The sequence below is a fragment of the uncultured Thiodictyon sp. genome (assembly GCA_903837595.1).
Lineage (GTDB): Bacteria > Pseudomonadota > Gammaproteobacteria > Chromatiales > Chromatiaceae > Thiodictyon.
Genome location: CAILVI010000275.1, coordinates 1 through 23,122, shown reverse-complemented (window position 1 = coordinate 23,122; position 23,122 = coordinate 1). Strand labels below are relative to the sequence as shown.

13 protein-coding genes and 4 pseudogenes are annotated in these 23,122 nt (G+C 65.2%); 13 read left to right on the top strand and 4 right to left on the bottom strand.

Features of this window, described 5'->3' with window-relative positions; all coding sequences use genetic code 11:
- Positions 1-62: 62 nt before the first annotated feature.
- The 13 genes from QZY44_RS15180 to QZY44_RS15120 all read left to right on the top strand — a co-directional run bounded on the left by QZY44_RS15180 (position 63) and on the right by QZY44_RS15120 (position 14,995).
- The gene (locus QZY44_RS15180) at positions 63-590 is read left to right on the top strand and encodes an NAD(P)H-dependent oxidoreductase subunit E (protein ID WP_295447679.1); all 528 of its coding nucleotides are present in this window, start codon (positions 63-65) and stop codon (positions 588-590) included.
- 11 nt (positions 591-601) lie between these two features.
- A complete protein-coding gene (gene nuoF, locus QZY44_RS15175; protein WP_295447685.1) occupies positions 602-1,885 on the top strand; it encodes an NADH-quinone oxidoreductase subunit NuoF in 1,284 nt (427 codons plus the stop codon).
- 57 nt (positions 1,886-1,942) lie between these two features.
- Entirely contained in the window at positions 1,943-4,318 is a 2,376-nt protein-coding gene (nuoG, locus tag QZY44_RS15170; RefSeq protein WP_295447675.1) for an NADH-quinone oxidoreductase subunit NuoG, read from the top strand.
- A 6-nt stretch (positions 4,319-4,324) separates the two neighbouring features.
- Positions 4,325-5,359, top strand: a complete 1,035-nt coding sequence (gene nuoH / locus QZY44_RS15165) for an NADH-quinone oxidoreductase subunit NuoH (protein ID WP_295447672.1) — start codon at positions 4,325-4,327, stop codon at positions 5,357-5,359.
- Positions 5,360-5,388: 29 nt separating this feature from the next.
- Positions 5,389-5,880: an NADH-quinone oxidoreductase subunit NuoI gene (gene nuoI, locus QZY44_RS15160; RefSeq protein WP_295447669.1), complete on the top strand. Its 492-nt coding sequence runs from the start codon at positions 5,389-5,391 to the stop codon at positions 5,878-5,880.
- A gap of 49 nt (positions 5,881-5,929) precedes the next feature.
- Complete coding sequence (locus QZY44_RS15155) at positions 5,930-6,574, top strand: NADH-quinone oxidoreductase subunit J (RefSeq protein WP_295447666.1); 645 nt, start codon at positions 5,930-5,932, stop codon at positions 6,572-6,574.
- A 5-nt stretch (positions 6,575-6,579) separates the two neighbouring features.
- Positions 6,580-6,885 (top strand): NADH-quinone oxidoreductase subunit NuoK, encoded by a 306-nt coding sequence (gene nuoK / locus QZY44_RS15150; protein WP_295447663.1) that lies wholly within the window; start codon positions 6,580-6,582, stop codon positions 6,883-6,885.
- Between the two features lie 189 nt (positions 6,886-7,074).
- The gene (gene nuoL, locus QZY44_RS15145; protein ID WP_295447659.1) at positions 7,075-9,069 is read left to right on the top strand and encodes an NADH-quinone oxidoreductase subunit L; all 1,995 of its coding nucleotides are present in this window, start codon (positions 7,075-7,077) and stop codon (positions 9,067-9,069) included.
- An 18-nt stretch (positions 9,070-9,087) separates the two neighbouring features.
- Entirely contained in the window at positions 9,088-10,665 is a 1,578-nt protein-coding gene (locus QZY44_RS15140; protein ID WP_295447656.1) for an NADH-quinone oxidoreductase subunit M, read from the top strand.
- An 89-nt stretch (positions 10,666-10,754) separates the two neighbouring features.
- Positions 10,755-12,191, top strand: a complete 1,437-nt coding sequence (gene nuoN, locus QZY44_RS15135) for an NADH-quinone oxidoreductase subunit NuoN (RefSeq protein WP_295447653.1) — start codon at positions 10,755-10,757, stop codon at positions 12,189-12,191.
- Positions 12,192-12,257: 66 nt separating this feature from the next.
- A complete protein-coding gene (gene dapA, locus QZY44_RS15130; RefSeq protein ID WP_295447650.1) occupies positions 12,258-13,133 on the top strand; it encodes a 4-hydroxy-tetrahydrodipicolinate synthase in 876 nt (291 codons plus the stop codon).
- Between the two features lie 55 nt (positions 13,134-13,188).
- The gene (bamC, locus tag QZY44_RS15125) at positions 13,189-14,394 is read left to right on the top strand and encodes an outer membrane protein assembly factor BamC (RefSeq protein WP_295447647.1); all 1,206 of its coding nucleotides are present in this window, start codon (positions 13,189-13,191) and stop codon (positions 14,392-14,394) included.
- Between the two features lie 163 nt (positions 14,395-14,557).
- Positions 14,558-14,995 carry a low molecular weight protein-tyrosine-phosphatase gene (locus QZY44_RS15120; protein WP_295447643.1) on the top strand — a complete coding sequence of 146 codons (438 nt, stop codon included), beginning with the start codon at positions 14,558-14,560 and terminating at the stop codon, positions 14,993-14,995.
- Between the two features lie 171 nt (positions 14,996-15,166).
- On the opposite strand, the pseudogene QZY44_RS15115 reads toward QZY44_RS15120, so the two are convergent.
- From QZY44_RS15115 to QZY44_RS35790, 4 pseudogenes are all read right to left on the bottom strand, one after another.
- Positions 15,167-15,430: pseudogene (locus tag QZY44_RS15115) on the bottom strand (hypothetical protein); the annotation flags it as partial.
- 9 nt (positions 15,431-15,439) lie between these two features.
- Positions 15,440-15,544: pseudogene (locus tag QZY44_RS15110) on the bottom strand (thrombospondin type 3 repeat-containing protein); the annotation flags it as partial.
- Between the two features lie 36 nt (positions 15,545-15,580).
- Positions 15,581-22,261 (bottom strand): annotated as a pseudogene (locus tag QZY44_RS15105) (hypothetical protein); the annotation flags it as partial.
- Positions 22,262-22,441: 180 nt separating this feature from the next.
- Positions 22,442-22,576, bottom strand: a pseudogene (locus tag QZY44_RS35790) (thrombospondin type 3 repeat-containing protein); the annotation flags it as partial.
- Between the last annotated feature and the right edge of the window lie 546 nt (positions 22,577-23,122).

The following is a 23,122-nucleotide window of genomic DNA, read 5'->3' as shown; positions in this document are numbered from 1 at the left end:
CTGGCAGACGTGGTGGCCATCATCGGGACGCTTGACATTGTATTTGGGGAGATCGACCGCTGATGAGCTTCCGTGATGCCCCGCTGGCCGTGATCCGCGACCGGGACCAGGCGACCCTCTTGACCCCCGAGATCCGTGCCGCAATCGATTCGCATGTGGCCAAATACCCGGGCGAGTGGAAACAATCGGCGGTGATGCCGGCCCTGGCGCTCGTCCAGGAGTCCAATGGCGGTTGGTTGAGCCGGGAACTCATGGATGAGGTGGCGGCCTATCTCGATATGCCCGAGGTCGCGGTCTATGAGGTCGCAACCTTCTATGGCATGTACGATCTCAAACCGACCGCGCCGCATAAGGTCTGCATCTGTAACAGTATTTCCTGCATGCTCAACGGCTCTGAAGACTTGATTCATCATGTGGAGTACAAGTACCGGGTCAAGCCCGGTGAGATCAGCGCGGACGGTCGCTTCACCTTCAAAGAGGTGGAGTGTCTGGGGGCCTGTCGGGACGCCCCGGCGGTGTTGATCGGCAAGACCTACCACGAGAAGCTGTCGGCGGCCGCTCTGGACACGCTGATCGAGGGATTGGAGTGATGTCCATGGCCCTGAACCAGCAACAGAATACTGTATGCTTGCGCACCCTGCATCTGCCGGCGGATGAGCGCTGCACCCTGGCGGCCTATCGCCGCCTGGGCGGTTATGCGCAGTGGGAACGTATCCTGCGGGACAAGGTGGACCCCTCGACCGTGATCGAGGAGTTGAAGCTGTCCAATCTGCGCGGCCGCGGTGGCGCCGGTTTCCCGACTGGGCTCAAATGGAGCTTCATGCCGCGTAATGCGCCGGGGCAGAAATACATCATCTGCAATTCGGACGAGGGCGAGCCGGGCACCTGCAAGGATCGCGATATCCTGCGATTCAATCCGCACCAGGTGGTCGAGGGCATGGCCATCGCCGGCTACTGTATCGGTGCCACGGTGGGTTACAACTATATCCGCGGTGAGTTCTTTGAGCCGATTGCCTGCTTTGAGGGTGCGTTGCAGGAGGCCTATGCGGCGGGGCTGCTGGGGCGCGACATCCAGGGTTCCGGGGTGGACTTCGATCTCTATACCCACGCCGGCGCCGGCGCCTATGTCTGCGGGGAAGAGACGGCACTCATCGAGTCCATCGAGGGCAAGAAGGGACAGCCCCGTTATAAGCCCCCGTTTCCGGCCCAGTGCGGTCTCTATGGCCGGCCCACCACCATCAACAACACCGAGACCCTGGCCTCGGTGCCGGTGATCCTGGAGCGCGGTGGCCAATGGTTCCTGGATCAGGGGCGGCCCAATAACGGCGGGACCAAGCTCTTCTCCATCAGCGGACATGTGAACAATCCATGCAATGTCGAGGTGTCGCTCGGCACCCCGTTCCGCGACCTGCTGGCGATGGCCGGTGGCGTCAAGGACGGGCGGGCGCTCAAGGCCGTGATCCCCGGCGGGTCCTCGGTGCCGGTGGTGCCGGGAGACCTCATGATGGAGACGGATATGGACTACGACTCCATCACCAAGGTGGGTTCGATGCTGGGCTCCGGGGCGGTGATCGTGATCGCGGAGGGCACCTGCATGGTCAAGGTCCTGGCCAACCTGTCCAATTTCTATATGCGTGAGTCCTGCGGTCAATGCACCCCGTGTCGGGAGGGTACCGGCTGGCTGGCGCGGGTGGTGGGGCGCATTGCGGCGGGCCAGGGACGCCCGGCGGACCTGGACCTGCTGGAGAGTGTTGCCGGACGGATCGGTGGGCGGACCATCTGCGCCTTGGGGGATGCGGCGGCCATGCCGGTGCAGAGTTTCCTCAAGCACTATCGGGACGAGTTCGTGCAGCTGATCGAGCGTGGGGCGAGCCATGCGGCCTGAGTTTCGCATCCCGAGCGCCTGGTCCTGGACGAATGAGCCGCACACCGAGAGACCGCAATGACGGATACGCTCACTATCGAGATCAACGGTCGCGCCTGTGAGGCGTCACCCGGGGAGATGATCATTGCGGTCGCCGACCGCGAGGGTATCTCGATCCCGCGCTTCTGCTATCACAAGAAGCTGTCTATCGCCGCCAATTGCCGGATGTGTCTGGTGGAGGCGGAGCAGGGCGGGCGCCCATTCCCGAAGCCGGTGCCGGCCTGTGCGACGCCGGTCTTTCCCGGCATGAAGGTACAGACCCGCTCGCCCAAGGCGATCGAGGCGCAGCGCTCGGTGATGGAGTTCCTGCTGATCAACCACCCGCTAGATTGCCCGATCTGCGACCAGGGGGGGGAGTGTGAACTCCAAGACGTGGCCATGGGCTATGGCGCCGATTGCTCGCGCTTTACCGAGGGCAAGCGCGTGGTCATGGACGAGGACTTGGGGCCACTGATCGCCACGGACATGACCCGCTGCATCCAGTGTACCCGCTGTGTGCGGTTTGGGGCAGAGATCGCTGGGCTGCGTGAGCTGGGCGGGACCGGTCGCGGCGAGTGGATGCGCATCGGTACCTATGTGGATCATCCCCTGACCCACGAGCTTTCAGGCAACATCATCGACCTCTGCCCGGTGGGGGCCTTGACCGCCAAGCCATCGCGTTTTACCGCCCGCGCCTGGGAACTCACCGCGCGCGACGGGATCGCCCCGCACGACGGCGTCGGCTCCAACCTGCGGTTGCATGTGCGCCGCGGTCAGGTGATGCGCGTTCACCCGCGCGATAACGAGACGGTCAACGAGACCTGGCTCTCGGATCGCGACCGCTTCAGTTACGTGGGCCTCAATGGGGCCGACCGGCTGACCGAGCCGCTGGTGAAGCGCGAGGGCCGCTGGGTGGCCGTGGAGTGGACCGAGGCCCTGACCCTGGTCGCCGAGCGACTCAAGGCCGCCGATGCGCACGCCACCGGCTGGCTCATCGCCCCCAACGCGACGTTGGAAGAGATGTATTTGGCCCAAGGCATCGCCCGGGGCTTGGGCTGCCCGAACATCGATCATCGCCTGCGCCAGCGTGACTTCCGCGGTGAGGGTGCCGATCCACGGCTGCCATGGCTCGGGGTGAGCATTCCCGAGCTCCAATCCCAGGAGTCGGTGCTGTTGATCGGCAGCGATATCCGCGCGGAACACCCGCTGCTGGCCCATCGGCTGCGACAGGCGGTGCTGGCCGACGGCAGTCTCACTCTGGTCAATCCGGCGCGGGTCGACCTGACCCATCCGGCGACTCAGTTGGCTCAAGGGCCGGCCGGGATGGTGGGGGAGCTGGCGGCCATCGCCGCGGCGCTGGGGGCGAGCGGGTTCGGCATCCTGCGCAACGTCATCGCGGGGGTCAAACCCAGCGCGGAGCACCAAGCGATCGCCGCGTCTTTGCGCAGCGCTGGCGGTAACGACATTGGTCTGATCCTGCTCGGTGCCTTGGCCGCCGCGCACCCGGATTACACCTTGCTTAAGGCGCTGGCCTATGTGATCGCCGGCTTCACCCGGTGCAAGGTCGGCTATCTGCCGGCCGCCGCCAACAGCGTCGGTGCCGCGCTGGCGGGGGCCTTGCCCGGGGTCCTGCCCGGGGGGGAGCCGGCCGCCCGGCGGGGGCTGCCGGTCTCGGACATCTTGGCGGCACCGTGCCGGACTGTGGTCCTCTGGGGGCTGGAGCCGGATCTCGATCTGGGCAATCCGCGGCTCGCGATGGACGCACTGGCCCAGGCCGACTTCGTTGTCGCCGCCAGTGCCTTCCGCTCGGAATCGCTGGAGTCGGTGGCGGATGTACTGCTGCCGATTGGCGCCTTCGCCGAGACCTCCGGGACCTTCGTGAACGCCGCTGGGACCTGGCAGAGTTTTCAGGGTGCCGTGCCCCCTCCCGGGTCGGCGCGCCCCGGTTGGAAGATCTTGCGGGTGCTAGGTAATCTGCTCGATCTTCAAGGCTTTGAGTATCGCGACACGGCCGAGATCCGCACTGAGCTGGCGACCCAGTGCGCCGCGGCGCCGCTCGACAATACCCCGGTGGCTGAGCTCGGGGTGGCGCCCTTGGGGGTCGGCGAGGGTCTGGTCCGACTGGGCGATGTCCCGCCCTATGCGATCGATCCACTGGTGCGCCGCTGCGGTCCATTGCAGCGGACCGCGGGTCTCGCGACCATCGGTGTTTGGCTTAACGCTGCACAGGCGGCGGACCTGGGTTTGGCCGCGGGCGATGTGGTCGAGGTGAGCCAGGACGGGCCGGTGGTACGCACCCGGGTTCTGATTGATCAACGCGTACCATTCGGCTGCGCACGCATCCCCGCGGGTGTCCCGGGCAGCGAGACCCTCGGCGATCAGTTCGCCCCTATCAGCATTGTGAAGGCGGAGTAGCGGCCAATGATCGAGCTGTGGAATGCCTTGCCGCTGGTGGTCCAGATCCTGCTGAAGATCATCGCGATCGTGTTGCCCTTGCTGGGCTTGGTCGCCTATTACACCTTGGCCGAGCGCAAGGTGATCGGCTACATGCAGGTGCGCATCGGGCCCAACCGGGTCGGCTGGCGCGGATTGCTCCAACCCATCGCCGATGCCGTCAAGTTGATGATGAAGGAGATCGTGCTGCCCACCAAGGCGGATCGGACACTCTTTCTCATTGCGCCATTGATTGCGATCGTCCCGGCCATCGCCGCTTGGGCGGTGTTCCCCTTCGATGACGGTCTGGTGGTCGCCGATATCAATGCGGGCCTGCTCTATATCCTGTCCCTGAGCTCGCTGGGCGTCTATGGCATCATCATTGCTGGTTGGGCCTCCAACTCGAAATATGCACTACTCGGGGCCATGCGGTCCGCCGCGCAGATGGTCGCCTACGAGATTGCCATGGGGTTCGCCCTGGTGGGCGTGCTGGTGGCGGCGGGCAGCCTCAATCTGGGGGATATCGTGCGCGCCCAGTCAGGCAATGTGCTGACCTGGTTCTGGTTGCCCCTGCTGCCGCTCTTCGGGGTCTACGTGATCTCCGGTGTGGCGGAAACCAACCGCGCGCCCTTCGACGTGGCGGAAGGGGAGTCGGAGATCGTCGCGGGTTTCCATGTGGAATACTCCGGCATGGGCTTCGCGGTGTTCTTCCTGGCGGAATACGCGAACATGATCCTGATCTCGGCCCTGTCGGCCATCATGTTCCTGGGCGGCTGGCTCTCGCCCTTTCCGCAGGCCTGGGTGCACGGGGTCATTGGGCTGGACAATGGCTTCCACTGGCTGTTGCTGAAGACCTTCGGCTTCATGTTCCTGTTCCTGTGGTTGCGTGCCACCTTCCCGCGTTACCGCTACGATCAGATCATGCGCCTGGGCTGGAAGGTATTCATACCGATCACGATCGTCTGGATTCTGGTGGTGGCCGGTGCCGTCGTCACTAAGTTGCCGCCCTGGTGGTCTGCCTAGATGACCCACCAGATGCCCAGGAGCCACTCATGCTGAAGACCGCGCGCGACTATATCCAGAGCCTGTTTCTCTTTGAGCTATTCAAGGGACTGCGGGTCACCGGAACCTATTTTTTCAAGCGTAAGTTCACCGTCCAGTACCCCGAGGAGAAGGCCCCGATCTCACCCCGGTTCCGGGGGTTGCACGCACTGCGGCGCTACCCCAATGGGGAAGAGCGCTGCATCGCGTGCAAGCTGTGCGAGGCCACCTGCCCGGCACTTGCCATCACGATCGAGGCGGAGGTCCGGGCCGACGGTTCGCGGCGCACGACGCGCTATGACATCGACCTCTTCAAGTGCATCTATTGCGGGTTTTGTGAGGAGTCCTGCCCGGTGGACTCCATCGTCGAGACCGGGGTCTACGAGTACCACTTCGAGGCACAGGGTGAGAACATCATGACCAAGGAGAAACTGCTCGCCATCGGCGATCAATACGAGGCGCAGATCGCTGCGGCCCGCGCCGCCGATGCGCCATACCGCTAGTCTCACCGCATCGTGTCACCCCGGCTAACCCACTGCGTTGGATTCATCCATGGGCTTTGAGAAATTTCTATTCTACTGCTTCGCGGCCGTCGCGCTCGCCTCGGCGGGGCTGGTGATCAGCCGACGCAACCCCGTGCATGCGGTGCTGTGGATGGTGGTCACCTTCGTGAGCAGCGCCGCCCTGTGGATTTTGCTGGAGGCCGAATTCTTGGGGATTGTACTGATCCTCGTGTATGTCGGCGCGGTGATGGTGCTGTTCCTGTTCGTGGTGATGATGCTGGATATCGATATTGCCACCCTGAGGGCGGGCTTTATCAGATACCTGCCGGTCGGTGCCGCGGTGGCCTTGCTGATGCTGGCCGAGATCCTGTGGATCGTCGGGCCGAAAAATTTCGGCCTGGACCGATTCCCGCAACCCGCCGCGGCCGGCGTCGCGGTGAACAATACGCATGACTTGGGGATGTCGCTCTATACGACCTATGTCTATCCCGTCGAGTTGGCCGCGGTGCTCCTTCTGGTTGCGATCGTCGCGGCTATCCGACTCACGCTGCGCCGTCGCGCCGATACCAAGACCATCGATCCAGCGGCGCAGTCGCGGGTGAAGAAGGGTCCGGATCGTATCCGGATCGTGAAGATGGCCTCGGTGGGTCCACTTGAAACCCCTGTTGAGACCCTGGCCGAGACCAAGGAGTAGCCGCCATGATCGCACTGTCCGACTATCTGATTGTGGCCGCCATCCTGTTCTGCATCGGGGTCGCGGGGGTCTTTCTCAATCGCAAGAACGTGATTGTCCTGCTGATGTGTATCGAGTTGATCCTGTTGGCGGTGAATACCAACTTCGTCGCCTTCTCGCACTTTCGTCACGACATCACGGGGCAGGTCTTTGTGTTCTTCATCCTGACCGTGGCGGCGGCCGAGGCGGCGATCGGGTTGGCGATCCTGGTGGTGCTGTTCCGTAACCGGCGGACCATCAACGTCGATGACCTCGATTCGCTCAAGGGTTAGTCATGACCCCGCCGTAGCCAGGCGCTCCAATGTCGCGTGCGCCTACGGGCCGCTGGAGCGGCCAAGACTGCATTCCCACGCGGAGCGTGGGAACGAGAGACGGCCTGTTAATCCTGTCCATTTACTGTCCGCCGTACAAGACTTGGCAGTCCTGGTGACGGCGAACCTAAGCGAAAGAGCCAACGTGAGATGGAAAAAGTCTACCTGACCATCGTGCTCGCGCCCCTGATCGGCGCCATCGTCGCCGGATTTTTCGGCGGGCGGATCGGCCGGCGCGGCGCGCACTCGGTGAGCATATTAGGCGTGAGCGTTTCCGCCGCGCTTTCGCTCTATGTCCTGTCGCGGTTCATCTGGCACGGGCAGGCCCCCTTCAATGGTGCCCTCTATACCTGGATGGTCTCCGACGGCATCCGCTTCGAGGTCGGCTTCCTGGTGGATCGGTTGACCGTCCTGATGATGGCCACCGTGACCTTCGTCTCGCTCATGGTGCATCTCTACACCATCGGCTATATGGCCGATGACGAGCACAATTGGCCGCACGACTCCAAGGTCGGCACCAACAGCTATCAGCGTTTCTTCTCCTATATCTCGCTCTTCACCTTCTCCATGTTGATGTTGGTCATGTCCAACAATTTCATGCAGTTGTTCTTCGGGTGGGAGGCGGTGGGGCTAGTCTCCTATCTGCTGATCGGCTTCTGGTCGGTGCGCGAGTCGGCGATCTTTGCCAACCTCAAGGCGTTCCTGGTCAACCGCGTGGGCGACTTTGGGTTTATCTTAGGGATTGCCGCAGTCGCCATGTACTTTAGCTCCATGGACTATGCGCAGGTCTTCGCCCGTGCACCGCAGTTCGCTCAGACCCAGGTCGCGGTGTTCGGCGGGGTCTCACTGATGACCCTGATCTGTGTGCTGCTCTTCATCGGTGCCATGGGCAAATCCGCGCAGGTGCCGCTGCATGTGTGGCTGCCTGACTCCATGGAAGGTCCGACGCCGATTTCCGCCTTGATCCATGCGGCCACCATGGTCACCGCCGGCGTCTTCATGTTGGCGCGGATGTCGCCCCTGTATGAACTCTCGGAAACGGCGCTGTCGTTCGTGATGATCATCGGCGCCACCACGGCCTTGTTCACCGGCCTGATTGGTCTCGTGCAGAGCGACATCAAGCGGGTCATTGCCTACTCGACCCTGTCGCAGTTGGGCTATATGGTCACGGCGATGGGCGCCTCGGCCTACGCGGCTGGCATCTTTCATCTGATGACCCATGCCTTCTTCAAAGCCTTGTTGTTCCTGGCTGCCGGCTCAGTGATTTTGGCGATGCACCATGTCCAGGACATCCGCACCATGGGCGGCCTGCGCAAGTATCTGCCGATCACCTGGATCACCTTCCTGGTCGGTACCCTGGCACTCACCGGGTTCCCCGGGTTGGCAGGTTCATTCTCCAAGGATGCCATTATTGAGGCAGTCGAAGACTCGACGATCTACGGCGCCCACTATGCGGAGATCCTGCTGACCATCGGCGTCGTCGTCACCGCTCTGTACAGTTTCCGGCTGTATTTCCTGGTCTTCCATGGCAAGGAGCGCATGGATGAACACACCCGCCACCACTTGCACGAGTCGCCCTGGGTGGTGACGGTGCCGTTGGTGCTGCTGGCCGTGCTCTCCGCCGTCAGCGGCTGGATGGCCATCGAACCGCTGCTGGTTGGAGATTGGTTCAAGGACGCGATCACGGTGGCGCCGGCGCACGATACCCTGATGAAGATTCGCGACGATTTTCATGGGCCCTTGCAATACATGCTCCACGGGCTGCATTCCGAGGTCTTCTACCTGAGCATGAGCGGCACGGTCATTGCCGGCCTGATCTGGTGGTTTGTTCATTCCTTCAACCCGCGGATCGACGAGCAGATCCAGAAATACGGCGGCCCGATCACCTGGGTGCTGGAGAACAAGTATGGTTGCGACGACTTCAACCAACGCGTCTTCGGTGGGGGCAGTCAGTCGGTCGGCCGGGTGTTCTGGAAGGGCGGCGATCAAGTCCTGATCGACGGTGCCATTGTGAACGGGTCGGCGCATTCCGTCGGGCGCTTGGCAGGACTCATGAGCCGCCTGCAGACCGGCCTTCTCTATCACTACGCCATCGCCATGATCGTCGGGCTCGTCGGCCTGTTGACGATCTTCGTGGCCCTCTGACCCAGGAGACACAAGACGATGGAATCGGGTTTCCCCCTGCTGACGCTGATCATCTGGCTGCCCATCGCGGGCGGCATCGCCGTACTCGCGAGCGGCGATGGCAACCGTAGCTTAAGTCGATGGATGGCACTGACGTTCGCGGTGCTGACCTTTGTCGTGAGCCTGGGTCTGTGGATCGGGTTCGACAGCACGACGGCAAAGATGCAGTTCGTCGAGCATGTTTCGTGGATACCGAGCGTCAAGGTGTTCTATTACCTGGGCGTGGACGGGATCTCCATGCCGCTGATCGTGCTCACGACCTTCGTGACCATCTTCGTGGTGGTGGCCGGCTGGGATGTGATCCGGTATCGACCCTCCCAGTATCTGGCCGCCTTCCTGATCATGGAGGGGATCATGGTCGGGGTCTTTGCGGCCCTTGATGCACTGCTCTTCTATGTCCTTTGGGAAGCTATGCTGATCCCAATGTTTATCATTATCGGGGTCTGGGGCGGGCCTAATCGGGTCTATGCCACCATCAAGTTTTTCCTCTTCACCTTCTTCGGCTCGGTGTTCATGCTGGTCGCCCTGATCTACCTCTATTTCAAGGCCGGTAGCTTCAGTATCCTCGATTTCCATGCCCTGGAGCTGGGTATGACCGCCCAGGTGTTGATCTTCATTGCATTCCTGCTCGCCTTCGCGGTCAAGGTCCCGATGTTCCCGGTGCACACCTGGTTGCCGGACGCCCATGTCGAGGCCCCGACCGGGGGATCGGTGATCCTGGCGGCGATCATGCTGAAGATCGGGGGCTATGGCTTTCTGCGGTTCAGCCTGCCGATCGCGCCCGACGCCAGCGCCTCGCTGGATTGGCTGATCATCGCCATGTCACTGATTGCGGTGATCTATATCGGTTTCGTTGCGCTCGTGCAGCAGGACATGAAGAAGCTCATTGCGTATTCGTCGATTGCGCACATGGGGTTCGTCACGCTGGGCTTCTTTATCGTCTTCTCGATTGTGCGTCACACCGGGGGAAGTGCCGGCTCGGTGATGGGGATCGAAGGCGGTATGGTCCAGATGGTCTCCCACGGGTTCATCTCCGGGGCCTTGTTCCTGTGCGTCGGCGTACTCTATGACCGCGTCCATTCGCGGCAGATCGCCGACTACGGCGGGGTGATCAATACCATGCCCTGGTTCGGCGCCTTCCTGGTGTTCTTCGCCATGTCCAACGCCGGGCTCCCGGGTACCTCGGGCTTTGTCGGTGAGTTCATGGTGATCCTTGCCGCCTTCCGCGCCGATTTCTGGTTTGCCTTCCTGGCCGCAACCACGCTGGTGTTGGCTGCCGCCTTTACCCTTTGGATGGTGAAGCGGGTGGTCTTCGGCGAGGTGGGGAACCCCAAGGTGGCCGCGCTCCAGGACGTGAATGGCCGTGAGATATTCAACCTCGGCGCCTTGGCGGCGGCGGTCCTGGCGTTCGGGCTGTGGCCCGCCCCGCTGGTGAACGTGATGCACACCACGGTGCAGAACTTGGTCGTGCAGGTGGGCGCGTGCAAGCTGCCGACTGCGGAGGCAGCCGCGTGCCTGCGGGGCAAGCCGGCCCCGGTGGCGTCACTGGCGCCCTAGCCTGATGTCCCCTTTTCAACCGCCCGGTGCACGCCCGGTCCCTGGGCCAGGGATGGCCAACCGGGCGCCCGTCGCTACGGACTATGCCCATGACATTTAACTCCGCCAATCTGCTGCCGGTGCTCCCGGAGATTGCGATCCTTATCACCGCCGCTGTCGTGTTGGTGGGCGACCTCTATCTCAAGGAGAAAGACAAGGGCGTCAACCACGCCTTGGCCCTCGTGGGGCTGCTGGTGGCGTTCGCGCTTACCGGTCTGGTCGGCGGGGGAGGGCGGGTGCTCGCCTTCGACGGCAACGTGGTGCGCGACCTGATGAGCGACGTGCTGAAGGCCGCCGCGCTGATCCTGTCCGCGCTGGCCTTCATCTACGCCCGCCCATGGCTGAAGGACCGCAGCCTCTTGGCGGGCGAGTATTATGTGCTGGCGCTCTGTGCCGTGCTCGGCATGTTGGTGATGATCTCGGCCAATACCTTCCTGACCCTCTATCTCGGGCTGGAACTGCTGGCGTTGTCCCTCTACGCGCTCGTGGCCTTTGACCGTGATTCCAAGGGTGGGTCCGAGGCGGCCATGAAATATTTTGTCCTCGGCGCGCTTGGCTCAGGTCTCTTGCTCTACGGTATATCGATGATCTATGGCGCCACGGGCTCCATCGAGTTGGGGGCGGTGGCGCGTGCGGTGGCGGAACAGGGCACCTCCAACAAGGTGTTGGTGTTCGGTATCGCCTTCCTGGTGATCGGGATTGGGTTCAAGTTTGGTGCCGTCCCCTTCCACATGTGGGTGCCGGACATCTACGAGGGGGCACCCACCCCGGTCGCGCTGTTCGTGAGCTCGGCCCCCAAGGTGGCGGCCTTCGCCATGACCGTGCGGATGCTGGTGGAGGGGCTGAGCGCCCTGCACACGGACTGGCAGGGGATGCTGGTGATCCTGGCGGTGGCGTCCATCGGGCTCGGCAACGTCGCCGCGATCGCCCAAACCAACATCAAACGGATGTTCGGCTACTCGACCATCTCGCACGTCGGATTCATCTTCCTGGGGCTGCTGGCGGGGTCGGCACAGGGCTATGCCGCCGCCATGTTCTACACCCTCATCTATGCACTGATGTCGGCGGGGGCCTTCGGCATCCTCATCATTCTCAGCCGCGAGGGGTTCGACGCCGAGAAGCTGGAGGATCTCAAGGGGCTGAACGAACGCGACCCCTGGTACGCGGCGATGATGGCGTTGCTGATGTTCTCCGCCGCCGGCGTGCCGCCGACGGTTGGTTTCATGGGAAAACTGCTGGTGCTTGAGGCAGTGGTGCGGGTCGACATGGTGTGGCTGGCCCTGGTGGCGGTATTTTTCTCGATCATCGGGGCCTTCTACTACCTGCGGGTCGTTAAGTTTATCTATTTCGACCAGCCGACCACTGCCGTGCCCATCGTGACCACCTGCGCCGTGCGGGCGACCATGACCGTCAACGGGCTCGCCATCCTGTTCCTGGGCCTGTTTCCGGCGGCGCTGCTCGGGTTGTGTCAGGCCGCGTTCCGGTGACAGTTGTCCCGATGGGTGGGCGCGGGCTACCATGAGCTGCTTTCCCACCCAACTGGAGCTTCAAGCATGTTGCGCGGCAGTATCGTAGCCCTGATTACGCCCATGGACGCCGATGGTGGGCTCGATGACGCGAGCCTGAAGCGTCTGGTCGACTTTCATGTCGAAGCCGGGACCACCGCCATCGTTGCGGTGGGCACCACCGGGGAGTCGGCGACGCTGGACGAGTCCGAGCATTGTCGGGTGATCGCCCGCACCGTGGAGCTGGCCGCCGGTCGGGTCCCGGTGATCGCCGGAACCGGGGCGAACTCTACCCGGGAGGCCATCACGCTCACCCGGTGTGCCAAGGAAGTCGGGGCCGACGCGGCCCTGCTGGTCACTCCCTACTACAACAAGCCGACCCAGGAAGGGCTCTATCTGCACCACCGTGCGGTCGCCGAGGCGGTCGATCTCCCGCAGATCCTCTACAATGTTCCGGGGCGCACCGCCTGCGATATGTTGCCGGAGACGGTGGCGCGTCTGTCCGAGGTCCCAAATATCATCGGGATCAAGGATGCAACCGGGGATTTGAAGCGGGTGGCGATCCTGCGTGCGGCCTGCGGCGAGGGCTTTGCCCTCTACAGCGGAGACGATGCGACGACCTGCGATTTTCTGTTGCTGGGCGGTGACGGCGGGATCTCGGTCACCGCCAATCTGGCCCCGCGGCTGATGCAGGCGATGTGTCAGGCCGCACTCGTGGGGGATCGCCTCGCCGCCCGCGCGATTGATCAGCGTCTCGCTGCGCTGCACCGGGACTTGTTCGTGCAGTCCAATCCGATCCCTGTAAAATGGGGCGCAGTCGAGTTGGGGCTCTGCGGGGTTGGTATCCGACTCCCCTTGACCTGGCTCTCTGAGCCTTACCATGCGCGTGTGCGCTCAGCCCTGCAACAGGCGGGTGTCCTTTGATTCGGGACAGCGTACACGCGGTCCGCCCCGCCTATCCATCGAGAGGCCCAAGACCTTGAGACCCTCCTGTGTCCTGGGCGGCCCCGCCGTCCTGTTGCTTCTGTCATTGCCGGTCGTCTACGGGATGGCCGGATGTAGTTCCGCCACGCTCCAAGAGATGCTGCCTGGTCAGAGCGTCGCCTATAAAAAGAGTCGCCTGGCCGAGGAGAACCTGGAACTGCCCCCGGATCTGAAGAGCGCGAACTTCGACGACGCAATGGATGTCCCGACGGCCGGCGGCGGTGCCACCTATTCGCAGTACGCGGGCGGTCGTGCCCAGCGGCAGCAGGCTGGCCAGCCAGCCGCGGGCAGCGGCGCGGTCCTGCCGGCGGTTGAGAACGTGGAATTGCGCCGCAGCGGCGATTCGCGTTGGCTGGAGGTTGGGGCAATCCCGCCGGCGGTCTGGCCGCGCGTGGTGGCGTTCTGGCGGGAGCAGGGCATTCTGCTGGTCGACCAGAATCCGGCGGTCGGGGTGATGAAGACCGATTGGATCGAGAACCGGGCGGAGGTTCCGACCGATTTCGTCACCAAGATGATTCGCAAGGTGGCCGATGGCCTCTATGCGACGGCCACCCGTGACCAATATACCGTTCGCATGGAGGCCGGCTCCAAGCCGGGGACCACGGAGGTCCATCTGACGCACAAGGGAATGGAGGAGAAGATCGAGACCGGCACCCTGGGTGACAGTAAACGCACCGTCTGGCAGCCCGGCAAAAACGATCCCGGTAAGGAAGCCGAGATGATGCGCCGCCTGATGCTGTACTTGGGTGCGCCCAACAAGAAGGCAGCGGCCGCATTGGCCGTCGCAGCGCCCACCAATGCCGGCACCGGCGCGCGACCGGGGGGCGGCAGTTCGCATCTGGTGAGTGATGGCGGTGCGCCGGTGCTGGTGATCGCGGACGAGTTCCAGCGTGGCTGGCGAACCACCGGTGCGGCCCTGGATCGCGCGGGATTCGCGGTGAAGGATCGGGACATGAGCCGCGGTGTCTATTTCGTGCGCTATGAGGATGCGGACGCCGGGGCGGCGGCGAAGAAGCGTACCTGGGGGGACCGCTTGGCCTTCTGGCGCAAGTCCGAAATCGATCCGGTGAAGGAATATCAGATCAAGGTGGAAGGCAGTGGCCAGGAGACGCGTGTCAGTGTCCTGGGTGCCAGCGGCAAACGCGATGCGTCACCATCCGCGCAACGGATCCTCACCCTGCTCCAGGGCGAGATCAAGTAAGACCGACCCGGGGCTGCGGCAGTGCCGCCGCCCCGGGGTAGGATTTTAGTTGGGTCAGGCGCCCATCGCGCCTGCCCGTATCTCAAGAACGCCCTACCGCAAGACCCCTGACCATCCTGCTTGTCAGTCCCAGTCACCCAGTGCCCGACCTGAGCGTTCCTTGATGTTCCGCCATTTACTCGTTGTTTGTACCGGAAACCTCTGCCGCAGTCCACTGGCGGAGGCGCTGTTGCGTGTGCGTCTGGCGCGTGCCGGGAGGACGATCGAGGTCGCCTCGGCCGGGCTGATGGCGGGCCTGCGCGATCCGGCGGATGAGACAACCTGTCTGGTGGCGGCGGAGCATGGATTGGACCTCTCGGCCCATGAGTCCAGGGTGATCACACCCGAGTTGATTCGCTGGGCAAACCTGGTGCTGGTGATGGAACAGGCGCAGCGTCGTCACCTGCTGGAATTGGCCCCAACCGCCGCCGGCAAGGTCTATCTGCTGGGGCACTGGTCCGGGGGCGAGATCGCAGACCCCTATGGCCGTGGCCGCGATGCCGGCGAGACGGCCTACAACCAGATCGAGGCCGCCGTGGATGCCTGGCTGGCCAGGTTGTAAGCAAAGGAGCCTTTGACCAGCCGGTCGAGCGGCAGGCGTCGCCCCGGCTGGGCCTGCCGCTCTTGCTGAAGTCATTTCAACAGCTGGGCTTGCCGTGGCGGCCGGGGCCGCCGACCCTGACCGCGCCCGGGCACCAGTGCTCGCGCTCGGCACCTGAGCCCCACCCCAGGATCAAGGTAGAATCGCCCGCCAGCCACTCCTGTTGGGCAGCAGCAGCATCGGTATGTCCCGCTGCTTAGCGGGATCTGTTCCGCACTGATATTCAAGCAGATTGCGCGCACCGTCATGGTCCATGTCGCCCCGTGCATCGTCGAGCAGCGGGTCGAGTCCGTGGGCAACCTCCCAACCATCTGGCATACCGTCGGCGTCGCTGTCCGGATTGCGTGGGTTGGTGCCGTAGGCGATCTCGTCCGTAGTGCTCAAACCGTCGCCGTCCTCGTCCAGGTCGCAGGCGTCGCCCAGGCCGTCCCCGTCGAGGTCCCCCTGCGCGGGATTGGCAACTGTTGGGCAGTTGTCCTGCGCATCGAGAATGCCGTCTGCGTCCATGTCGTTCATGGTACTGCCCAGGTTCGCGATCGGTTGGCCCGCGGCGTTCGTGACCAGCGCCGGTAGGCGCTGATCGACCCCGACGACGCCGCTGCCGAGCTGGCCGTCGCTGTTGTCGCCCCAGGCCAGCAGGGTGCCGTCGTTGAGGAGTGCCAGGCTGTGGTAGCCGCCCGCCGCGATGACCCGCACCCCGGTGAGACCGCCCCCGGCGGCGTTATGGACTGCGCCCGCGCTGGCGCGGTTGACCCAGTTGCCGTCGCCCAACTCACCCTGGCTGTCTTCGCCCCAGGCCAGCACGCCCCCGGTCCAGGTCAAGGCCAGACCATGACGCCAGCCCCCGGCGATGGTAGCGATGGCGTTCAACGGGCTATATCCGGTATCGACGACCGGCAGTGGGAAACCACGGCCGCGGGTGCTGCCATCTCCCAACTGGCCGTAGCCGTTATAGCCCCAGGCCAACACCCGGCCATCGGCCAGACGCGCCAAGGTGAAATCGCCCTGGGCCGACAGGCCCGTCACCGTGGCGAGCGGTCGGTGCGCGGCATCGAGCGCCGCCACCGCCCGGTAATGGGTGGTGCTGGTATCGTCGCCGAGCTGCCCGGAGCCGTTGGCACCCCAGCCGAGCAGCTGCCCGTCGCCCTTGAGTCCGAGGGCGTGGTTGCTGCCGGCACCGATGGCGACGATCCGTGTGATCGCCCCGCCGTTCTGCTCCAGCAGCAGGCGCGGTGCGGTGCTTTGGGTGGTACTGCCGTCGCCCAACTGCCCGTACCCGTTGTAACCCCAGACGAGTACGGTGCCGTCGGCGCGCAAAGCCAGGCTGAAGTAGTCTCCGGCGGCAAGCGCGATGATCCCCGCCAAGGGGTGGCCCAGGCCGTCACCTACTGCGACTGGCGCGCTGCGGCTGGTGGTGGTGCCGTCGCCCAATTGGCCATTGCTGTTATAGCCCCAAGCCCAGACACTGCCGTCCCGCGTCAGCGCCAGGCTGTGGTGTAGCCCGGCCGCCAAACCGATGATATTGCTTAGGCCCGGGACCTGCTTCGGATTGGCTTTGCTGACCGTGGTGCCGTCGCCCACTTGTCCGTAGGCGTTGTAACCCCACGCGAGCACCGTCCCGTCGCGCCGCAGCGCCAGGCTGTGATAACCGCCGGCGGCGATCGGCTGGCCCTGGCGCGCCGGGGCGACGCCCGGATCGGAATCGTGCATGAACTCATCCCCGTCACTCACACCGTCGCCGTCGCTGTCGCGGTCCGCGGTGCCGCTCAGGTTGCCGAAATGGGACCGTTCCCACTCATCCGACAAGCCGTCGTGATCGGTGTCGGAGCGATAGCGTGCGTCGTAGGGGAAGGCATCGCTCAGGTCGGGTGCGCCATCGCCGTCGCTGTCAGTCGCACCGGGCTGGCCGACGTTGCCGATGTTCTCCAGGTTGCCGTCCCACACCGCAACCGCCTGTGGCCGGTCCCACTGGGTGCCATCCCCGACCTGTCCGTAACCGTTGTCGCCCCAGCCCAGCAGGGTTCCGTCAGCGCGCGATGCCAGGTTGTGGGAACCGCCCGCGGCGATGACCTGCACCTGTGACGGCTGATTGCCATTGACATCAATGACACTCGCCGGCGAGCGCCGATCGGTCCAACCGCCGTCCCCCAGTTGCCCTTGGTCGTTGCGGCCCCAAGCGAGCAGGTGGGTGGTGGTGTCCAGGGCGAGGCTGTGGTTCTGCCCGGCGGTGATCGCCCGGACCCCCTGCAATGGAAATCCGTTCGCGTCCGTGACCCACGCGGGCAGGTAACGGTTCGTCAGGCTGCCGTCACCGAGCTGTCCAAAGCCGTTGTAACCCCAGGCGAGCGCGTGGCCGTCCCGGTTCAATGCCAGACTGTGGCTGCCCCCGGCGGCAATGGCGACGATGCCGGTCAGCGCCTGGTAACCGTCTGCGAGGACGAGCCGCGCCCGTGTGCGGCCGGTCGTGGTGTTGTCGCCGAGTTGGCCGTAGCCGTTGTAGCCCCAGGCCAACACGCGCCCGTCGCGCTTCAGGGCCAGGCTGTGGTCGGTGCCGAGCGCGATGGCACTGATGCCAACGAGGGGGCTGCCGTTGGCATCGCGCACCTGCTGCGCCAGGCTGCGGTTGGTGTTGGTGCCGTCGTTGAGCTGGCCGTTGCTGTTGGCGCCCCAGGCCCAGAGCGTGCCGTCAGCCGCCAGCGCCAGACAATGGTTGGCCCCCACGCCAATGGCGATGATGCCGACGAGCGGGTTGCCGGAGGCGGTCAGCACCGCAACCGGAAGCGGGCTGCTGGTCGTGGTCCCGCGGCCGAGTTGTCCGTAGCCGTTGTAGCCCCAGGCCCAGACCCGTCCGTCCGCGGACAGCGCGAGGCTGTGATTGTCGCCGACGGCCAGGGCGCGGACGTTCGACAGCCCGGTGATACGCACCGGGAAGGCGCGATTGACGCTCGTCCCATCACCGAGCTGGCCATAACCGTTGTAACCCCAGGCCAGGATGCTGCCGTCGTGCTGTAGCGCCAGGCTGTGGTTGAGGCCGCTGGCGATGACGCCGGAGGCTGCGATCGGTGGGGCGACCCGCGGGTCGGAGCCGTGGTCCTGCTCGTCGCGGTCGCTGATGCCGTCGACGTCGCTGTCCGTGGTGCCGTTGGCCGCGGTCAGGTTGCCGAAATGGGCCAGTTCCCATTCGTCCGCCAAGCCGTCGTGGTCCGTATCGCTGCGGTAGCGGGCATCGTAAGGGAAGGCATCGGTTGCATCGGGCACGCCGTCGCCGTCGCTGTCGAGCGTCGGGTCGGCCGCGTCGCCTGGCTGACCGACGCGCGAGAGCGGATCGCCGTTGCCGTCGCGCACCGCGACCGCCCACGGTTCATCGGTGCTCGTGCCGTCACCGAGCTGCCCGTTGCTGTTGTCGCCCCAGGCGACCAGGGTGCCGTCCGCCAAGAGCGCCAGATTGTGATAGCCACCGGCCGCGATTAGCCGAACCCCGGCCAGTTCACCACCGGACTGGTTGCGTACGGCACCCGCACTGAAGCGATTGGCCCAGTTGCCGTCACCCAACTGGCCCTGGCTGTCCTCACCCCAGGCGAGCAGGCGGCCGGTCCGGGTCAGGGCCAGACTGTGATGCCAACCCCCGGTGAGCGCGGCGATGGCAGTCAAGGGAACGTAGTCGCCATTGAGCGTTGGCAGCGGGTAGCCGCGGGCGCGCGTGCTGCCGTCGCCCAACTGACCGTAGCCGTTGTTGCCCCAGGCCAGGGCATGGCCATCGGCGCGCCGCACCAGGGTGAAGTCGCCCTGGGCCGACACGCTGACGACCGTCGCGAGCGCCTGGTGCTCGGCATCGAGCGCCGGTATCGCCCGGTAACGTCCGGTATTGGTATCGTCGCCGAGCTGGCCGGAACCATTGGCGCCCCAGCCGAGCAGCTGCCCGTTGGCCTTGAGCGCGACGCCGTGGTTGCTGCCGGCGCCGATGGCGATGATCCCCGTGATCGCCCCACCGTTCTGCTCCCGCAGCAGGCGCGGTACGCTGCTTTGGGTGGTGCTGCCGTCGCCCAACTGCCCGTAGCCGTTGTAACCCCAGGCCAGCACCGTGCCGTCGGCACGCAGCGCCAGGCTGAAGGAATCACCGGCGGCCATTGCGATGATCCCCACCACCGGGTTGCCCAGGCTGTCGCGCACCGCCACCGGGGTGCTGCGATTGGTGGTACTCCCGTCCCCCAGTTGGCCGTTGGCGTTGTAACCCCAGGCCCAGAGATGGCCATCGCGCCCCAACGCCAGGCTGTGGTACTGCCCGGCCGCCACCGCGATGATGTTGCTCACACCCCCGATCAGCTTCGGACTGCCTTGATCGGCGTTGCCGCCGTCGCCCAGTTGACCATAATAATCGGCGCCCCAGGCGAGCACGGTCCCGTCGAGACGCAGCGCCAGGCTGTGGTATCCACCGGCGGCCAGCGGTTGGCCCCGGCGCGCGGGACTGACGCCCGGGTCTGAGCCGTGGGCGAATTCATCCGCATCGCTCACGCCGTCGGCGTCACTGTCGCGGTTGGCGGCGGCGGTCAGGTTGGCGAAGTGGGCCTGCTCCCATTCGTCCGGCAGACCATCGCGATCGCTGTCGGTGCGATAGCGTGCGTCGTAGGGGAAGGGGTCGCTGCTGTCCGGTGTGCCGTCAGCGTCGCTGTCGGCCAGACCGGCCTGACCCAGGTTGTCGATCCGCTCCAGATTCCCGTCCAAGACCGCGACTGCCGCCGGCCGGTCCCACTGGGTGCCGTCGCCAACCTGCCCTGAGACATTGTCGCCCCAGGCCAGCAGGGTTCCCTCAGCCCGCAGGGCCAGGCTGTGGCCGCTGCCCGCGGCGACGCGCACCGCATTGGTCACTCCGGCGATGGCCACCGCGACGCTCGAATAGTCCAGGATATGGGCGCCGAGCTGCCCGTTGTCGTTGATGCCCCAGCTCAGCACGGCCCCACCCGCCGTGATCGCGAGGCCATGGTCCCGCCCCGCGGCGAGGTCGGTGATCGCGCCCAGCGGGAACTGATCGTCCCCGAAGGTCCGATCCGCCCGGGGGCGATTGGTGGTGGAGCCGTCTGCGAGTTGGCCCTGACCGTTGTAGCCCCAGGCCAGCACCTCGCCGCCGCTGGTCAGGGCCAGGGCGTGATTGCGGCCCGCGGCAAGCTTGGCCACCGCGCTCAGTGGTAAGCCGTTGCGGTCGATCGCCGGCACCGGGCGGTAGCGGGTCACGGTGGTTCCGTCACCGAGTTGACCATAGCCGTTATAGCCCCAGGCCAGGACCTTGCCGTCCGCACGCAGGGCCAGATTGAAGTTGTCACCCGCCGCGATCCGCACGATGCCGCTGATCTCCACCCCATTGGCGTCGCGCACCCGTTGGGCCGCCGACGTGCTCGTGGTGTCCCCGCTGCCGAGTTGGCCATAGCCGTTGTAGCCCCAACTCCAGACGGTCCCGTCGGCGCGCAGTGCCAGGCTGTGGTACTGGCCGGCCGCGATGGCGATGATCCCGGTCAGCGGCGCGCTGCTCGCGTCGCGCACCTGCACGGGCAACGACCGGCCGGTCGTGCTGGCGTCCCCCAACTGGCCGTAGCCGTTGTAGCCCATGGCCCAGACGCGGCCGTCGGCGGTCAGGGTCAGGCTGTGATTCTCGCCGGCCGCCAGGGCCCGCACATTCGTGAGCGCGGAGATCAACAGCGGGAACGATTGGGCGTTGGTGGTTCCGTCGCCCAACTGGCCATAGCCGTTGTAGCCCCAGGTCAGGACCCCGCCGTCGTGCCGTAGCGCCAGGGAGTGGGACCCGCCGGCGGCGATCACCGCATCGGATTGAATCGGGGGCGCAACGCGGGGGTCCGAGTTGTGTGCCAGTTCCTCCACGTCCGCGACCCCATCGCCGTCGCTGTCGGTGGCCGCCCCGGCCGTGGTCAGGTTGCCGAAGTGGGCCAACTCCCACTCATCCGCGAGCCCGTCGGCGTCCGTGTCGCTCTGATAGCGCGCATCGAAGGGGAAGCGATCAGCGGCATCGGGCACGCCGTCGCCGTCGCTGTCGAGGTTGGGGTCAGTCGACGGAGCCCCGACCGGCCGGATGGGCACCAACCCGGCATCCAGTACCCGGCTGGGGGTGCGGCGGTCGCTCAGGGTCCCGTCGCCCAGCTGATACTGACCATTCTTGCCCCAGGTATAGGCGGTCCGGTCCGCCGCCACCGCCAGGCTGTGCTCAAAACCGGCTGCGACCCCGGTGATACCCGTGAGCCCGATCGCAGTCGGGGTCGCCCGGTCAGTCGCCGAGCCGTCACCGAGTTGACCGACGTTGTTGCGGCCCCAGGCCAGTACGGCGCCGCCGGTGGTCAAGGCGAGGCTGTGCGACTCGCCCGCGCTGATCGCCTGCAACCCGGTCACCGGGGCGCCTAGCGCGTCCATCACCGGCATCGCATGGTGCAGGTCCAGCATCGAGCCGTCTCCCACCTGACCATAGGTATCGCGGCCCCAACCCACCAGGGTCTCGTCCGCGCGCAGGGCCAGCGCGTGGGTGAAACCCGCGGCAATCGCCTGGATGCCGGTGATCGGCCGGCTGCGTGCACCGAGCACGCGCTGGGGCAGGGCGCGGCTGGTGCTCGTATCGTCCCCGACCTGACCGTAATAGTTGTAGCCCCAAGCCCAGACGGTGCCGTCGCTGCGTAGGGCCAGGCTGTAGTTCTCGCCCGCCGCGATGGCGATGATGCCGCGCAACGGTTGGCCGGCCCCGTCTTGCACGCGCACGGGGTTAGCCTTACTGACTGTGGTGGCGTCGCCCAGTTGGCCGTATCCGTTATAGCCCCAGGCCAGCAGGGTGCTGTCGCCCATCAATGCGAGGCTGTGGTGGGCGCCCGCGGCGACCGCCACGACCCCGGTCAGGGGGGTGCCGGATGCATCCGTGACCACCACCGGGTAGGGGCGACGGGTATAGGTGCCGTCGCCGAGTTGGCCGTACCCGTTGTAGCCCCAGCCGAGCACCCGGCCGGTCGACGCCAGTGCAAGCGAGTGGTCGGTTCCTGCGGCGACGGCCACCGCAGTCACCAGTTGATCGGTGGCGGTCAGCCGCACGAAGCCGGCAAAACCACGATTGCTCTGGGTACCATCCCCGGTCTGCCCGTTGCTGTTGAACCCCCAGCCCCAGACGCGGCCATCGGCCCGCTGGGCCAGGTTATGATCCGAGCCGGCCGCGATGGGTGCGCTCGGCAGGCGCGCCGGCACCAGTTTCGGATTCGCGTCGTACAGGAACTCGTCCTTGTCCGAACTGCCGTCACCGTCATAGTCCGAGGTGGCGGTCGCCGTCGTCAGGTTGCCGAATTGAGCGATCTCCCAATTGTCCGCGATACCGTCGCCGTCGGTGTCGGCACTATAGCGGCGGTCATCGGGGAAGACATCGGTGGTATTGGGTACGCCATCGCCGTCCCGGTCCGTGTCGCAGACATCGCCGAGCCCATCACCGTCCTGGTCGTATTGATCGGCGTTCGCCGTGGTCGGGCAATTATCGATATTATCGAAGACCCCGTCGCGATCGGTGTCGAGTCGCCCAAACAGCGACTTGGTCGTGCTGCTGACGGCGCCGTGCGTATCGGTGACCTCCAGACAGACGCGGACCTCGCCTGCGGTGCTCACGGTCACGGTTGTGGTGGTGCTGGTCGCCTCGACCGAGCCATTACAGCCGAGATCCCATTTGCGCGAGGCGATGGGGTCATCGGTCGAGATCGAGGCATCCGTGAGCGTCGCGGTGAAAGAGACGATGGCCTCGCTCACACTGGCATTGATCACCGCGGTCGGGGGTTGGTTAAGGGTAGTGAAGGTCCAGGGACCGCTGGCCGACTCGCCGCCCTGGCTGTCGCGCGTGACCAGCTTCCAGGTATAGGTTGCGAGCGGCGCCAGTGGGATCGGCGGGGTGTAGGTGCTGGCCCAGCCGCTATACACCAGCGGCGGATCGGTATCGGTGCCAAGATAGAGATAATAGACCAGGCGGTCGCCGGAATCGGTGTCGGTGGCATCGCTCCAGTCGATGACCGTGCTGGTGTCAACGTTGATTGCGCCGTTCGCCAGGGTCGGCGTCACCGTGCCCGG